The following is a 14,709-nucleotide window of genomic DNA, read 5'->3' as shown; positions in this document are numbered from 1 at the left end:
TTGCTCGACCGCGCTTGCAGGCACCGGCGCGGGCGCCGGTGCGGCGGTGCGCGGCAGGCGCGGCTTGGCCGGCTTGGCTGGCGCGGGTGTGGGCGCGGCCGGCCGCGGCGTGCCCACGGCAGGCATGCCGGCGGTGCGGGCCGGTGCGGGCTTGCGCTCGACTACCGCATCGAGCGGCAGCGGAAACTTGCTGCGAGGGGGCGTGGTGCTCATCGGGGGCGCGACACTGCGGATCGGTGGCCTACTTCAACCACTGGTCGAGCGCGTCGAGCTGCCCGCGGTGCGTCAGGTCGAGCTGCAACGGCGTGAGCGAGACATAGCCCGCCGCAGCTGCATGGAAATCGGTACCCTCGCTGGCATCGCGCGCATCGCCCGCCGGGCCGATCCAGTAGTTGGTGTCGCCGCGCGGATTGACCTGCGTGATCACCGGCTGCGACGGATGGCGCTTGCCCAGGCGCGTGGCGCGGTAGCCCTTGATATGTTCGAACGGCAGGTTCGGGATATTGACGTTGAGCAGGAACGGCTCGGCCGGCGGCGTGCCGATGATGCGCTCCACCACGGTGCGCGCAACGCGTGCCGCGGCGTCCAGGTGCTCCCAGCCCTTGTCCACCTGCGAGAAGGCGACCGACGGAATGCCCAGCAGGTAGCCCTCGATGGCGGCGGCGACGGTGCCGGAGTACAGCACGTCTTCGCCCATGTTCTGTCCCTGGTTGATGCCGGACACCACCAGGTCGGGTTTCTCTTCCAGCAGGCCCGTCAGCGCGATATGCACGCAGTCGGTCGGCGTTCCGTTGACGAAGCGAAAACCTTTTTGCACGCCTTCGCGCGCTTCGTAGATCGACAGCGGCCGCTGCAGGGTCAGGGAGTTGGAGGCACCGCTATGGTTCTGCTCCGGCGCGATGACCGTGATCCGGCCCAGCGGCGCGAGCGCGGCATGCAAAACGGCCAGTCCCGGCGCGAGATAACCGTCGTCGTTGGCGAGAAGGATATGCATGGCGCGATTGTACCTGAGCGCGCGCGCGCAAGCGGCCCGTGCGCCGCCCTGAAAGCACGTTTCTGGCGCTGTATGCAGGCCGCAAATAACCACCTCCATAGCTTGGACATGGAACAGAACGACCGTGCTATTTCTACGCTACACTTGCCCTGCCCGCCCGCATAAGCTTGACTGGCGTGAAATGCCACCAACATCACCGGAGACAAGATGAAAGCCGTACTGTGCAAAGCCTGGGGCCCGCCCGATTCGCTGACCATCGAAACCCTGCCCGACCTGGTACCGGCCAAGGGCGAAGTGGTCATCGACGTCAAGGCGGCCGCCGTCAACTTCCCGGATGTGCTCATCATCCAGAACAAATACCAGGCCAAGCCTGCCCTGCCGTTCAGCCCGGGCTCGGAGCTGGCCGGCGTGGTCAATGCGGTCGGCGAAGGCGTCACCCACGTCAAGCCCGGCGACAAGGTGATCGCCTACCTGGGCAACGGCGCGTTCGCCAGCCAGGCCAAGGCGCCGGCGGCGTCGGTGGTGCCGATGCCACCCGGCATCGATTTCGAGACCGCGGCGGCGTTCACGCTGACCTACGGCACCTCGCACCACGCGGTCATCGACCGGGGCGAGCTGAAGGCCGGCCAGACCATGCTGGTGCTGGGCGCGGCCGGCGGCGTGGGCCTGGCGGCGATCGAGATCGGCAAGGCCATCGGCGCGCGTGTGATCGCCGCCGCCTCGACCGACGAGAAGCTGGCGGTGTGCAAGGAACACGGCGCCGACGCGCTGATCAACTACAGCACCGAGGACCTGCGCGAACGCATCAAGGCGCTGACCGACGGCAAGGGTCCGGACGTGATCTACGACCCGGTGGGCGGCATCTATGCCGAACCGGCCTTCCGTTCGATCGGCTGGCGTGGCCGCTACCTGGTGGTGGGTTTTGCCAACGGCGAGATCCCCAAGCTGCCGCTGAACCTGGCGCTGCTCAAGGGCGCCTCGCTGGTGGGCGTGTTCTGGGGCGACTTCGTGCGGCGCGAGCCCAAGGCCAACCAGGCCAATATGGCGCAGATGCTGGGCTGGATGAAGGAAGGCAAGATCCGCCCGCATATCTCGGCGCGCTATCCGCTGGAGCAGGCTCCGCAGGCGCTCAAGGACATGGAAGCGCGCAAGGTCACCGGCAAGATCGTGATCGTGCCCTGAGCGGCACGCACGCCGGCGGCGCGCCCTGCCCGCCGGTAAAAGAAGGGCGCAAGGCGTGCGGCTACGCCCTGCGCCCGGCTGAGGCAACGCGCCTCAAGCTGCCAGCCGCCCTCGATGGCGCACACCCATGCGCCAGGCGGCGGGCAGTTCCCAACAGGCCGATGAGGCCATTCCGGCCATTCAGGCCGCCCCTTCCTCAGAAGCGGTGCTGCAGGCCGGCCATGACGCCGGTCTGGTTGTTGGCGAACCCGATCAGGTCGCGCGAGACGCTGACGTTCTGCCCGTTGCGCGCATCGGCATAGCCCACCGACAGGTAGGCCAGCGTGCGCTTGGACAGCGCGTACTGGCCGCGCAGTGAGAACAGGATCGGGTCGGCGTTGTTGCCGCCCTTGATGTTCTGCTTGTAGACCGCGCCGTACAGCGTGAAGGCCGGCGTGAAGTCATAGCTGGCGCCGCCCCAGTACATGTCGCTGCGGTCCGTCGCCGCGCCGGTGGTGAAGGTGCGCTTGTAGTTGCGGTAGCCGGCAAACAGCTTCAGGCCGCCGAAGTCATAGCTGGCGCCGGCATGGATGCCCTGGATGTAGTCGGTGCTGTCGGCCGGCGTGGTGCTGCTGCCGGCGCCGTTCTGGCGGTCCCAGGTGGCGGCCGCGGCAAACTTGCCGGCGCTGTAGCCCACCCCCAGCGCGTATTTGGAGGAGCTCTTGAAGTCCCCCGCCACTTCGCCCATGGCCACGGTCGCGCCCAGCTTCAGGCCGCCGAAGCTGCCGTCGTAGCGGACCGCGTTCGAGGCGCGCGAGAACAGGCCGTCCTTGCGGCCGCCGGTGGCGGTCGACGAGGTGGCCCACGAATAGGCCGGCGCGTAGCCCATCGGGTCGAACGGCAGCATGAAGTCGTAGGTCGTGGTGAAGGTGCGGCCCAGCACCACCTGGCCGTAGCGGCTTGCCAGGCCCACCGTGGCACGGCGGTCGAACAGCGTGTTGTCGGTGTCCAGCCTGCCGGTATCGATGGCAATGCCGCTTTCCAGGGCGAAGATCGCCTTCAGGCCGCCGCCCAGGTCCTCGCTGCCGCGGATGCCCCAGCGCGAGGTGTTCTTGCCGCCCGAGGTCAGCTTGACCGCCGAGCCGTCCGGGCCCGCGTGGCTGACAAATTCGATGCCGGCGTCCACCAGGCCATACATGGTCACGCTCGATTGGGCGGATGCCGACCCGGCCGCAGCCAGACCCATCGCTGCGAATGCCATTGCCGTACGCTTCATGCTATCTCCTTGCTTGTGCTTGTTGTGTGAATCGTTAGCCGGCCGGATGGTAGGGGACGCGCACTTTCAGTTCGCTTTCGGAATGCGGGCTTTTCGCGGGCACGGCGCCGCTGCGGGATTGGGGGTTTCCCCTAGCTTCTAAGCCGGCGCACTTCCCTGTATCTGTCTGGCCTCGGCCGTTCCGGCCGGTTTTCCGTATTGCCGCCTGACTGCCCTGCCCCATGCGTATCCTGCTTGCCGAAGACAATGTGATGCTGGCCAATTCCCTGAGCCAGGCCCTGGGCCAGGCCGGCTTCACGGTCGACTGCATGCACGACGGCCGCAGCGCCGACAACCTGCTCAGCACGCAGGACTACGCACTGCTGATCCTGGACCTGGGCCTGCCCGGACTGGATGGCCTGGAAGTGCTGCGCCGCCTGCGCCAGCGCCGCAACCCGCTGCCGGTGCTGATCCTGACCGCGCACGGCTCGGTCGAAGACCGCGTGCGCGGCCTGGACCTGGGCGCCGACGACTACCTGGCCAAGCCCTTCGACCTGTCCGAACTGGAAGCGCGCGCCCGCGCGCTGATCCGCCGTGCCCACGGGCATGAGAGCACGCAGATCGCCTGCGGCCCGCTGCACTACGACAGCGTCAGCCGTGCGGTCCTGCTGCACGGCGAGCTGCTGCCGCTGACCGGGCGCGAACGCGCCGTGCTGGAGGTGCTGCTGCTGCGCGATGGGCGCGCGGTGAACAAGGCGGCGCTGTCGGAGAAGATCTTCGGCATCGACGAATCGGTCAACCCGGATGCGATCGAGATCTACGTGCACCGGCTGCGCAAGAAGCTCGACGGCAGCGGCGTGGCCATCGTCACACTGCGCGGGCTGGGCTACCTGCTCGAAGCGCGGCCGGCGGCATGAGGCTCCCACGACAGGCGCCCAGCCTGCGCCTGCAGCTGTCGCTATGGCTGCTGTTGCCGCTGATGGCCCTGCTCGCCTTCGATGCGTGGCTGACCTATGAGCGCGCCATGTCGGCCGCGCATATCGCTTTCGACCGCACGCTGGAGGCGTCGCTGCGCGCAATGCGCGAAGGCATCCGCCTGCGCGAGGGGCGGCTCCAGGTCGACGTGCCAAACCTGGCGCTGGAACTCTTCGACGACCAGGCCGGCCCGCGCATCTTCTACCGCATCCGCGACGAGGACGGCGCCACCGTGACCGGCTACGACGACCTGCCGATGCCGGCCGAGGCGCCGCTGCGGCTGTACCGCACCGAGTTCTACGACACTGTCTTCCGCGAGCACCCGGTGCGCATGGCGGCCCAGGCGCTGCCGGTGCATGACGTGGGCTCGGCGCGCACGCGCCTGGTGTGGGTGCTGGTGGGCGAAACCATCGAGCCGCGCCAGCTGCTGGCGCGCGACATCCTGATCGGCTCGCTGCTGCAAGAGCTGATGCTGGTGACGCTGGCGCTGGGCATCGTCTGGCTCGGCGTGCGGCGCGGCCTGCGGCCGCTGAACCGGCTCTCCGACACAGTGGCACGGCGCGGCACGCAGCTCGACCCGATCGAGCAGAAGGACCTGCCCGCCGAGATGAAGCCGCTGGTGCAGGCGCTGAACCAGTACATGGACCGGCTCCACGGCATGGTGCAGGCGCGCAAGCGCTTCTTTGCCGATGCCGCGCACCAGCTCAAGACGCCGCTGGCGATCATCCAGGCGCAGTCCGAGCTGGCGCTGCGCGAGCGCGACGGCGAACGCGTGCGCGAGCATATGCGGCTGCTGCACGGCACCGTGCGCCATGCCTCCAAGGGTGTGCAGCAGCTGCTGTCGCTGTCGCGGCTGGAGCCTGATGCGGGCTATATGCCCACGCTCAGGCCGCTGCGGCTCGATGCGCTGGCGCAAGGCGTGGCACTGGACTGGGCGCCGGTGGCGCGTGGCAGCGAGGTCGACCTGGGCTTCGAGCAGTTAGGGCCGGTGGAGGTCTCCGGGCAGGCCGAGCTGCTGCAGGAGCTGACGGGCAACCTGATCGACAACGCGATCCGCTATGCGGGGCGTGGTGCGGTGGTCACGGTGCGCGTGGCGCTGCACGGCGGCGTGCCGCGGCTGCAGGTGATCGACAACGGCCCCGGCATTGCGCCGGCAGAGCGCGATGCGGTGTTCCGGCGCTTCTATCGCGGCGAGAGCGGACAGTCCGTGGAAGGGACCGGGCTGGGGCTGTCGATCGTGCGCGAGATCGCGCGGCTGCATGGTGCAGCGGTCGAGCTTGCGGATACGCCCGGAGGCGGGCTGACGGTGTCGGTAAACTTCAGCGCTGCCGACCACAAACCCGAGATTTGCTCTTGACCGCTTGGGTGCTCCCTCTCCCGCAAGCGGGAGAGGGGAGCAAACCGCCGGCCAGCAGCGCTTGCCGGCAGGTTTGCATCAAAGCTTCTCCGTCTCCCCGCTCTGCGGCTGCCACTTCATCAGCCGCTTCTCACCCATGCCAACCATCCAGTCCAGCACCAGCGCAAACGCCGTCAGCACCACGATGCCGGCAAACACGGTATTGATGTCGAAGGTGCCTTCGGCCTGCAGGATCAGGTAGCCAACGCCGCGCGCCGAGCCCAGGTATTCGCCCACCACCGCGCCCACGAAGGCCAGGCCCACCGAGGTATGCAGCGACGAGAACACCCAGCTGGTGGCGCTGGGCAGGTAGACATGGCGCAGCAGCTGCTTCTGGTTGGCGCCCAGCATGCGCGCGTTGGCCAGCACCACCGGGCTCACTTCCTTGACGCCCTGGTAGACGTTGAAGAAGACGATGAAGAACACCAGCGTCACCGCCAGCGCCACCTTCGACCAGATGCCCAGGCCGAACCAGACCGCGAAGATCGGCGCCAGGATCACGCGCGGCATCGAGTTCATGGCCTTGACGTAGGGGTCGAGGATGGCCGAGGTCATCGGGCTCAGCGCCAGCCACAGGCCCACGCCCAGCCCCGCCACCGTGCCGATGCCGAAGGCCAGCACGGTTTCGATCAGCGTCACGCCCAGGTGCAGGTAGATATCGCGCTCGACGATAAACCAGCTCCAGATGCGCTGCGCCACCATCAGCGGTTCGCCGAAGAAAAAGGCAACCTGCTGCGAGCGCGTGGCCATATGCCACACGCCGAGGATCACCACCAGGACGAGCAGCTGCCAGACGCGCAGCATGCCCTTGGAATCAGTACGGAATGCCATCGGGATTCAGGTCTTGTTAGGTTGGAGGGCTCAGGCCACCTTGCGCTGCTGGGCGTAGCCCTTGAGCACTTCCTCGCGCAGCACGTCCCAGATCGCGGCGTGCAGTTCGACAAAACGCGGATGGTTGCGGATCTCGGCCACGTCGCGCGGGCGCGGCAGGTCGATCTCGAACTCGCCGATCGGGTGCGTGCCGGGGCCGGCCGACAGCACCACGACACGGTCGCTCATGGCAATGGCCTCGTCCAGGTCGTGGGTGATGAAGAGCACGGCCTTGCGCTTGGCGGCCCACAGCTCCAGCACCTCGTTCTCCATCAGCTGGCGGGTCTGGATATCCAGCGCCGAGAACGGTTCGTCCATCAGGATGATGTCCGGGTCCAGCACCAGCGTCTGCGCCAGCGCGACACGCTTGCGCATGCCCCCCGAGAGCTGGTGCGGATAGCGGTCGCCAAAGCCGCCCAGGCCCACGCGGCGCAGCCATTCCTCGCCCTGCTGCACGGCCTCGGCGCGCGCCACGCCGCGGAACTCCAGGCCGGCGACGACGTTGTCCAGGGCGCTGCGCCAGGGCATCAGCGCCTCGGTCTGGAACATATAGCCGGCGCGGCGGTTGATGCCGCGCAGGGGCTCGCCGAACACGCGAATCTCGCCGCTGGAGGGTTCCAGCAGGCCGGCGCCGACGTTGAGCAGCGTGGACTTGCCGCAACCGGTGGGGCCGACCACGGAGACGAATTCGCCGGGCTGGATCGACAGCGTGACGTCCTGGACCGCGGTATAGCGCTGGCTGCGGTCATCGCGCGAGACAAAGGTGCAGGTAACCTTGTCGAGGGAAAGTGCGGGAGTGCTCATGATGAACCGTCTCGGTCCCGCCGTGGCGGCGCCGGGGGGCGCGGCGCGGGCGGGTGATGATGGATTGGCCGTCAAGGTTTCAAAGCAAAGGCCCGCTGCGGGCAGCGGGCCGATGGCATCGACGGCGAGGGTCTTACTTGTACTTGGCGTTGGCCTTCTGCACGAAGGCGTTGGTGTAGGTCTCTTCCAGCTTGACCGGCTTGCCCTTGAGCTCGGCGTCGAACTGGCTCAGCGCATTGAACGCGGTGCGCGGGCCGTCGGCCGGCATGGTGCCGTCCGGCGAGATCGCTTCCTTGACCTTTTCCCACGCGGCCAGGTACAGCGCGCGGTCACCCAGCAGGTAGCTTTCCGGCACGGTCTTGACGATGTCCGACGGGCCCGCCTTCTGCAGCCACTTGAGCGCGCGCACCATGGCATTGGTCAGCGCCTGCGTAGTGTTGGGGTTCTGCTGGATAAACGCCTGCGACGCATACAGGCAACCCGACGGCATATTGCCGCCGAACACGGCCTGGGTGTCCTTGAGCGTGCGGGTGTCGGAGGCGATGCGCACTTCGTTCTTCTGCGTCAGCATCGAGATCACCGGGTCCAGGTTGGCCATCGCATCGATCTGGCCCGAGCGCATCGCGGCCACCGCGCCGGCGCTGGCGCCCACGCCGATGAACGACACGTCCGAAGGCTTCAGCCCGGACTTGGCCAGCACGAAGTTGGCCATCATGTTGGTCGACGAGCCCGGCGCGGTCACGCCGATCTTCTTGCCCTTCAGGTCGGCGATCGACTTGAAGTTGGGCATGGTCTTGTTCGACACCACCAGCACGATCTGCGGGGCGCGGCCCTGCAGCACGAATTCCTGGTAGCGCTGGCCCTTGGCCTGCAGGTTGATGGTGTGCTCGTAGGCGCCCGAGACCACGTCGGCGCTGCCGCCCACCACGGCCTGCAGCGCCTTGGCACCGCCGGCGAAGTCGACGATCTCGACGTCCAGCCCTTCTTCCTTGAAGTAGCCGAGGCGCTCGGCAATGGTCAGCGGCAGGTAATAGAACAGGTTCTTGCCGCCCACCGCGATGGTGACCTTGGTCTTCTCGGGCTTGCCCTGTGCCTGCGCCTGGCCGAAGGTGAACCAGCCGGCCAGGAACAGCGCCAGCGCGATCAGGAATTGCTTCCAGAATTTCTTGTTATACATGCGAGATCTCCTACCCGTGTGGACTGGCGCTGCGGCGACATGCGCTCGAAGGGGGCGCGCCGCGGTGCGGCAAATTGCGATGCTACCGGACGGTGCGATGCACCGCATCGGTATCAACACCTAGCAAACCCGCCAGCATAACGCCCTTACCTTTCGATCACCTTGCCGCAGCCCGCGCCATCATTCCGCGTGGATGTCGGCGGACTTGATCACCTTGCCCCAGCGCGCCAGTTCCGCCTTCTGGTACTGCCCCAGCTGCTGCGGGCTCATGTACTTGGCCTCGGCGCCCAGGTCCTCGGCCTTCTTGCGGAAGGCTTCGGTGCGCATGATCTTGTCGATTTCGCCAGTCAGCTTGTCGATCACCGGCTTGGGCGTGCCGGCCGGTGCGTACATCGCAAACCACGACGACACGTCCAGGTCGGGGTAGCCGGCCTCGGGCGCCGACGGCACGTCCTTCAGGCTGGGCAGGCGGGTCTTGCTGGTCACCACCAGCGGGCGCAGCTTGCCGGCGGCGATATGGGCCATCAGCGGCGGCGGCGTGGTGATGGTCAGGTCCACCGAGCCGCCCAGCAGGTCGGTCATGGCCGGGCCGGTGCCCTTGTAGGGCACGTGCGTGATCTTCGTGCCGGCCATCTGGTTCAGCAGCTCGGTCGATACGTGCTGCAGCGAGCCGTTGCCCGACGAGGCGTAGTTGAGCTTGTCCGGATTGGCCTTGGCGTACGCCACCAGCTCCTTCAGCGACTTGACCGGCAGGCTCGGGCGCACCACCAGCACCTGCGGCGCCGACAGGATGTTGGCCACCGGCGCAAAGTCCTTGACCGGGTCCCACGACAGGTTCTTGACCAGCAGCGGCGTGATCACGTGGAAGCCCGAGTACTGCAGCATCAGCGTGTAGCCGTCCGGCTTGGCCCGCGCCACCAGTTGCGCGGCGATGCTGCCGTTGCCGCCGGGACGGTTGTCCACCACCACCGGCTGGCCGAGCGCCTTGGACAGCGGTTCCGCAATCATGCGCGCCGCGATGTCGGTGGTGCCACCAGCCGCGGCCGATACCACCAGCGTCACCGGCCGGGCGGGATAGGTACCATCCTGCGCCAGGGCGACGGGCGCGAACCATGCCGCACCGAGTGCCGCCAGCGTGGCGGCTACGGCCTTGCGCCGTGCGGGCATGGCGGACTTGCGTTGAAGGGCTTGCTTCATGAGGGTCTCCGTTATCTGTTGGATGTGTTGTTCTTGTCTGGGTGCCGGCTATGCCTGCCCGGCGAAATGCTCCGCCATCCAGGCCGGCGGCTGGTGCGTGCGCAGGCGCGGGCCGGCGCTCAGCAGCTGGCTGTGGAGGTCGCGCCCGACCAGCGCCGGCATGCCGGCCACCACGTCGAGCAGCGCGCCCAGGTCGACGCCGGTCTCGACGCCCATGCAGTCGAACATGTGGACCAGGTCTTCGGTGCTGACGTTGCCGCTGGCACCGGGGGCGTACGGGCAGCCGCCCAGGCCGCCGGCGGCCGCGTCGAAGCGCGTCACGCCGGTCTGCCAGGCAGCCAGGGCATTGGCCACGCCCATGCCGCGGGTGTTGTGCAGGTGGATGGTCAGGCCGGTATCGGGCAGTGAGGCCTGGAAGGCCTCGCACAGCGCCGCGACCTGGTTCGGGTAGGCCATGCCGGTGGTGTCGCACAGCGTGATGCCGTCCGCGCCGGCCTCGGCGAAGCGGGTGGCCAGTGCCATCACCGCGGCGCTGTCGACCTCGCCCTCGAAGGGACAGCCGAACACGGTCGACAGCGAAATGTTGACCGGCACTCCGGCTTCGCGCGCAGCCTCGATCATCGCCAGCAATTGCGCTTGCGACTGCTCGCGCGTCATGCGCAGGTTGGCGCGGTTGTGGGTCTCGCTGGCCGACATCACCAGGTTGACCTCATCCGGCCGGCACGACAGCGCGCGCTCCAGCCCGCGCAGGTTGGGCACCAGCGCGGTGTAGCGCACGCCCGGGTGGCGCTGCATGCGGTGCATCAGCGCCTCGGCGTCGGCCAGCGCCGGGATGGCGCGGGCCGAGGTGAAAGAGGTGGCTTCGATGCGGGCAAAGCCGCAGGCCGACAGCGCGTCGAGGAAGGCGACCTTGGCGTCGGTCGGCACCACCACCGGCTCGATCTGCAGGCCGTCGCGCGGCGCGACTTCATTGATCTCGACGCGTGCCGGGCCGCGCAGGTTGGCGGCGGCGCTCATGCGATCACCTTGCGCGCGCGCAGGTCGGCGATGGCGGCGTCATCGAAGCCTGCCTGCTTCAGCACTGCATCGGTATGCTCGCCCAGCGTCGGCGCGCGGTCATGGATTTCCCCCGGGCTGGCCGACAGCTTGGGCACTACGCCCGGCACTTCCACCGTGAGCCCGCCGGCCGACGTCACCGACTCGATCACGCCGCGGGCGCGGTAGTGCGGGTCTTCGGCAATGTCCTTGACGGTATAGATGCGGCCAGACGGCACCTGCGCGTCGCGCAGCACCGCCAGCGCCGAGTCCACCGTCTGCGTGCGGGTCCAGTCCGCGATGGCGGCATCGATTTCGTCGACGCGCTTCACGCGGCCATCGTTCTGTGCCAGCGACGGATCGTCGGCCAGGTCGGGCCGGCCGATGGCCAGCATCATGCGCTTGAAGATGGCGTCGCCATTGGCCGCCACCAGCACGTATTCACCGCTGGCGCAGGGATAGGCATTGGACGGCGCGATCCCCGGCAGCGCGCCGCCGGCGGGCTGGCGCACCGCACCGAAGGCCGAGTATTCCGGCAGCAGGCTTTCGCTCAGGTTGAACAGCGACTCGTACAGCGCCACGTCGATGACCTGGCCTTCGCCGCCGCGCGCGTCGCGCTGGTACAGCGCCAGCAGCACGCCCATGGCGCCGTGCAGGCCGGCGATGGTGTCGCCCAGCGACAGGCCGGCGCGCACCGGCGCGCGGCCGGGCTCGCCGGTCAGGTGGCGCAGGCCGGCCATGGCTTCGGCCACGGCGGCAAAGCCGGGCTCATCCTTCTTCGGGCCGGTCTGGCCGTAGCCCGACACGCGCAGCATGACCAGGCGCGGGTTGTCGGCATGCAGCACGTCCCAGCCCAGGCCCCACTTCTCCATGGTGCCGGGGCGGAAGTTCTCGATCAGCACGTCGGCCTCGGCGGCCAGCTTGCGCACCAGCGCCTGGCCTTCCGGCTGGCGCAGGTCGATGCAGATCGACTCCTTGTTGCGCGACTGAGCCTCCCACCAGACCGAGGTGCCTTCATGCAGCATGCGCCATTTGCGCAGCGGGTCGCCCTGCCCCGGCGGCTCCACCTTGATGATGTGGGCGCCAAAGTCGGCCAGGGTCTTGGCGGCAAAGGGGCCGGCGATGAGTTGTCCGAGTTCGAGGACGCGAATGCCCTCGAGGATCTGTTGCGCCATGGGTGTCTCCGTGCGATGCGGTATTTTGTTGCAGTGCGGCAAGCCCAATGACTGGCTTGTCATACATTGCGTTCGAACGGAGTGTGCCCCAGCACGGGGCCCGCCAGGAATCGGCAATCGGAGAAGCGGGCTTTCTCGGAACGCGAAAGGCTGCGAAGGCGCCTCAGCGCGGGCGCGTCAGAACGGCGCCCGGTCCCCGCACAGGTGGGTGATCAGCAGACGGGCCGAGACCGTCAGCCCGGCCGGGTCGCGCAGCCCGATCAGCAGCGAGCGGCGCGCCCAGGCGTCCTGCAGCGACACCAGCGACAGCCCCATCGACTTGACGTGCGGCTCGGCAGCGATGCGCGGCAGCACGCCCACGCCCAGGCCGGCCATCACCATGCGGCACATGGCATCGAAGCTGCGCACCTGGATGCGCAGCCGGAACGGCCGGTCGAGCCGGCTGCTCTCCTCGAGCAGGCGCGCGGCCAGCGAGGTTTCCTGCGGCAGGCTGACGAAGTCGAACTCCAGCGTATCGGCATAGTGCACCGGGCCGCGCGCGGCCAGCGGATGGTTGGGCGGCGTGATGATGACCAGCTCGTCCTGCCGGTACTCGATCGTCATCAGCCCGGCCGCGGGGGTGCGGTCGGCAAAGATGCCGACGTCGGCGCGGTTCTCGACCAGCGCGGCGACGATATCGCGGCTGTTCTGCTCTTCCAGCTCGATGCGGATGGTGGGATGACGCTGCATGAACGACGCCAGGTCGTCCGGCAGGAACTGCGTGATCGCCGAGGTGTTGGCGCACACCCGCACCTGCCCGCGCACGCCCGAGGCGTAGTCCGACATCACGCCGGCCATGCGTTCGACGTCCTGCAGGATGGTCAGCGCATGGTGGAAGCAGGCCTGGCCGGCCTCGGTCAGCTGCACGCCGGCGGCATGGCGGAAGAACAGCGGCGCGCCGACCGCGGTTTCCAGGTCGGAGATGCGCTTGCTGGCGGCGGCCACGGCCAGGTGCGACTGGCGCGCGCCGGCCGAGATGCTGCCCTGCCGGGCCACGGCGACGAACAAGCCAAGCGTGACGAGATCGAAGCGGGCCAGGTTCATGGGAGAGGCAGGCAGCTGAAGAAGGCGGAAGAACGCGGTGACCGGCGCGCGGGCAACCGGACCCGCGCGATCGTGCTCAGAGGTTGCGGCGGTCCATCACCGCACGCGCGATGGTGCCGGCATCGACGTACTCCAGCTCGCCGCCCACCGGCACGCCGCGCGCCAGGCGCGAAACCTTGAGGCCGCGTGCCTTGAGCATTTCGCCGATGTAGTGCGCGGTGGCCTCGCCTTCGCTGGTGAAGTTGGTGGCGACGATGACCTCGCCGACCGGGCCGCCCAGCTCGGGCTCGGTGGCGCGCGCGAGCAGCCGGTCAAGATGGATCTCGCGCGGGCCGATGCCATCCAGCGGCGAGAGCCGGCCCATCAGCACGAAGTACTTGCCGCGGTAGGTCAGGGTCTGCTCGATCATGACCTGGTCGGCCGGGGTTTCCACCACGCACAGCACCGAGGCGTCGCGGCGGTCGTCCAGGCAGGTCTCGCAGATCTCCTGCTCGGTGAAGGTATTGCAGCGCTGGCAATGGCGGATATGGTCCGCCGCGCCGCGCAATGCATCGCCCAGCTTGCGCGCGCCCTCGCGGTCGTGCTGCAGCAGGTGGTAGGCCATGCGCTGGGCGGACTTGGGCCCGACGCCGGGCAGCACCCGCAGCGCTTCGACCAGTGCCTGCAGCGAGGTCGGGGACGATGCCTTCACAGTGGCGTTCAGAACGGCAGCTTGAAGCCCGGGGGCAGCGGCAGGCCCGAGGTCATCGAGCCCATTTTTTCCTGCGAGGTGGCTTCGGCCTTGCGCACGGCGTCATTGAAGGCCGCGGCGACCAGGTCTTCCAGCAGGTCCTTGTCTTCGCCCTCGGCCAGCAGGCTGGGGTCGATGGTGACGCGCTTGACGTCGTTCTTGCAGGTCATGACCACCTTGACGAGACCGGCGCCGGACTGGCCCTCGACCTCGATCTGGGCCAGCTGCTCCTGCATCTTCTTCATGTTTTCCTGCATCTGCTGGGCTTGCTTCATCAGCCCGGCGAGTTGACCTTTCATCATGATGGAATGCTCCTGGATTCGGTAAGAAATTCGGTGAAGTGATTCGGTAAAGCAAACGCAGGCCGCGGATCAGGCGGCGCGCGGCTGGATCGAGCCCGGCACGATCTGGCCACCAAAATCGCGCAGCAGGCCCTGGACAAAGGGATCGGCCTCGATCACGGCCTCGGCCTGGCGCTGGCGCTCGGCACGCGCCTCGGCATCGGCGGCCGCCGCGGTGATGGAAACCCCGCCCACCTCGCAGACCACGCGCACCGGCTCGCCGAAGTGGTCGCACAGCGCCTGCTGCAGCCGCTCGGACACGCCGTTCTCGCCCAGGGCCGCGACCGGGATGCGCAGGTGGAAGGTACGTCCGACCACCTGGGTCAGTTCGCTCTGGTAGGCCAGCTGCTGGGCCAGGCCCTTCAAGGGCAGGCCGGCGGCCAGCACCGGCCATGCGCCGGTGAAGGCCGGCGGGGTGCCATCCTCGCCCGCTGCTGGCGGGCGCGGAGCGACGAACTTGGCGGATTCTGCCGGCGCCGCGGCTGGCTGCACCGGAGCGGCCTCGCGCGCCGGCTC

14 protein-coding genes and 2 pseudogenes are annotated in these 14,709 nt (G+C 68.3%); 3 read left to right on the top strand and 13 right to left on the bottom strand.

Annotated elements, in window-relative coordinates; genetic code table 11:
* Positions 1-213, bottom strand: a pseudogene (locus AC3WLF_RS31160) (protein-L-isoaspartate(D-aspartate) O-methyltransferase); the annotation flags it as partial.
* Between the two features lie 28 nt (positions 214-241).
* Entirely contained in the window at positions 242-994 is a 753-nt protein-coding gene (gene surE / locus AC3WLF_RS31155; RefSeq protein WP_010814245.1) for a 5'/3'-nucleotidase SurE, read from the bottom strand.
* Positions 995-1,201: 207 nt separating this feature from the next.
* On the opposite strand from surE, the gene AC3WLF_RS31150 reads away from it, so the two are divergent.
* Positions 1,202-2,176 (top strand): NADPH:quinone oxidoreductase family protein, encoded by a 975-nt coding sequence (locus AC3WLF_RS31150; RefSeq protein ID WP_010814246.1) that lies wholly within the window; start codon positions 1,202-1,204, stop codon positions 2,174-2,176.
* A 196-nt stretch (positions 2,177-2,372) separates the two neighbouring features.
* Here AC3WLF_RS31150 and AC3WLF_RS31145 read toward each other — a convergent pair whose 3' ends face one another.
* Positions 2,373-3,431 carry a porin gene (locus AC3WLF_RS31145; RefSeq protein ID WP_492319876.1) on the bottom strand — a complete coding sequence of 353 codons (1,059 nt, stop codon included), beginning with the start codon at positions 3,429-3,431 and terminating at the stop codon, positions 2,373-2,375.
* Between the two features lie 221 nt (positions 3,432-3,652).
* On the opposite strand from AC3WLF_RS31145, the gene AC3WLF_RS31140 reads away from it, so the two are divergent.
* Both AC3WLF_RS31140 and AC3WLF_RS31135 read left to right on the top strand, forming a co-directional pair.
* On the top strand, positions 3,653-4,327 hold the full coding sequence (locus AC3WLF_RS31140; RefSeq protein WP_010814248.1) for a response regulator: 675 nt from the start codon (positions 3,653-3,655) through the stop codon (positions 4,325-4,327).
* Complete coding sequence (locus AC3WLF_RS31135; RefSeq protein WP_492319874.1) at positions 4,324-5,742, top strand: sensor histidine kinase; 1,419 nt, start codon at positions 4,324-4,326, stop codon at positions 5,740-5,742. Before AC3WLF_RS31140 ends, AC3WLF_RS31135 begins: the two co-directional genes overlap by 4 nt.
* A gap of 78 nt (positions 5,743-5,820) precedes the next feature.
* Here the strand turns inward: AC3WLF_RS31135 and AC3WLF_RS31130 are convergent, their stop codons facing one another.
* The 10 genes and pseudogenes from AC3WLF_RS31130 to AC3WLF_RS31085 form a co-directional block, all read right to left on the bottom strand.
* Positions 5,821-6,612, bottom strand: coding sequence for an ABC transporter permease (locus AC3WLF_RS31130; RefSeq protein ID WP_492320630.1), 792 nt, complete (start codon positions 6,610-6,612; stop codon positions 5,821-5,823).
* Positions 6,613-6,642: 30 nt separating this feature from the next.
* Complete coding sequence (locus tag AC3WLF_RS31125; RefSeq protein WP_010814251.1) at positions 6,643-7,455, bottom strand: ABC transporter ATP-binding protein; 813 nt, start codon at positions 7,453-7,455, stop codon at positions 6,643-6,645.
* 133 nt (positions 7,456-7,588) lie between these two features.
* Positions 7,589-8,632, bottom strand: a complete 1,044-nt coding sequence (locus AC3WLF_RS31120; protein ID WP_010814252.1) for an ABC transporter substrate-binding protein — start codon at positions 8,630-8,632, stop codon at positions 7,589-7,591.
* Positions 8,633-8,812: 180 nt separating this feature from the next.
* A complete protein-coding gene (locus AC3WLF_RS31115) occupies positions 8,813-9,829 on the bottom strand; it encodes a Bug family tripartite tricarboxylate transporter substrate binding protein (protein ID WP_492320629.1) in 1,017 nt (338 codons plus the stop codon).
* 48 nt (positions 9,830-9,877) lie between these two features.
* Complete coding sequence (locus AC3WLF_RS31110) at positions 9,878-10,846, bottom strand: hydroxymethylglutaryl-CoA lyase (protein WP_492320628.1); 969 nt, start codon at positions 10,844-10,846, stop codon at positions 9,878-9,880.
* Positions 10,843-12,039 carry a CaiB/BaiF CoA transferase family protein gene (locus tag AC3WLF_RS31105; protein ID WP_492359300.1) on the bottom strand — a complete coding sequence of 399 codons (1,197 nt, stop codon included), beginning with the start codon at positions 12,037-12,039 and terminating at the stop codon, positions 10,843-10,845. The genes AC3WLF_RS31110 and AC3WLF_RS31105 overlap by 4 nt, the downstream gene beginning before the upstream one ends.
* Before the next feature lie 177 nt (positions 12,040-12,216).
* Positions 12,217-13,122, bottom strand: coding sequence for a LysR family transcriptional regulator (locus AC3WLF_RS31100; RefSeq protein ID WP_010814256.1), 906 nt, complete (start codon positions 13,120-13,122; stop codon positions 12,217-12,219).
* 76 nt (positions 13,123-13,198) lie between these two features.
* Positions 13,199-13,813, bottom strand: coding sequence for a recombination mediator RecR (gene recR / locus AC3WLF_RS31095; RefSeq protein WP_010814257.1), 615 nt, complete (start codon positions 13,811-13,813; stop codon positions 13,199-13,201).
* A gap of 8 nt (positions 13,814-13,821) precedes the next feature.
* Complete coding sequence (locus AC3WLF_RS31090) at positions 13,822-14,154, bottom strand: YbaB/EbfC family nucleoid-associated protein (protein ID WP_010814258.1); 333 nt, start codon at positions 14,152-14,154, stop codon at positions 13,822-13,824.
* A gap of 69 nt (positions 14,155-14,223) precedes the next feature.
* A pseudogene (locus AC3WLF_RS31085) lies at positions 14,224-14,709 on the bottom strand (DNA polymerase III subunit gamma/tau); the annotation flags it as partial.

The sequence above is a fragment of the Cupriavidus sp. FW306-01-F10A genome (genome assembly GCF_058782785.1).
The sequence above is the reverse complement of the archived record's forward strand: the minus strand, read 5'-3'. Positions and strand labels throughout refer to the sequence as shown.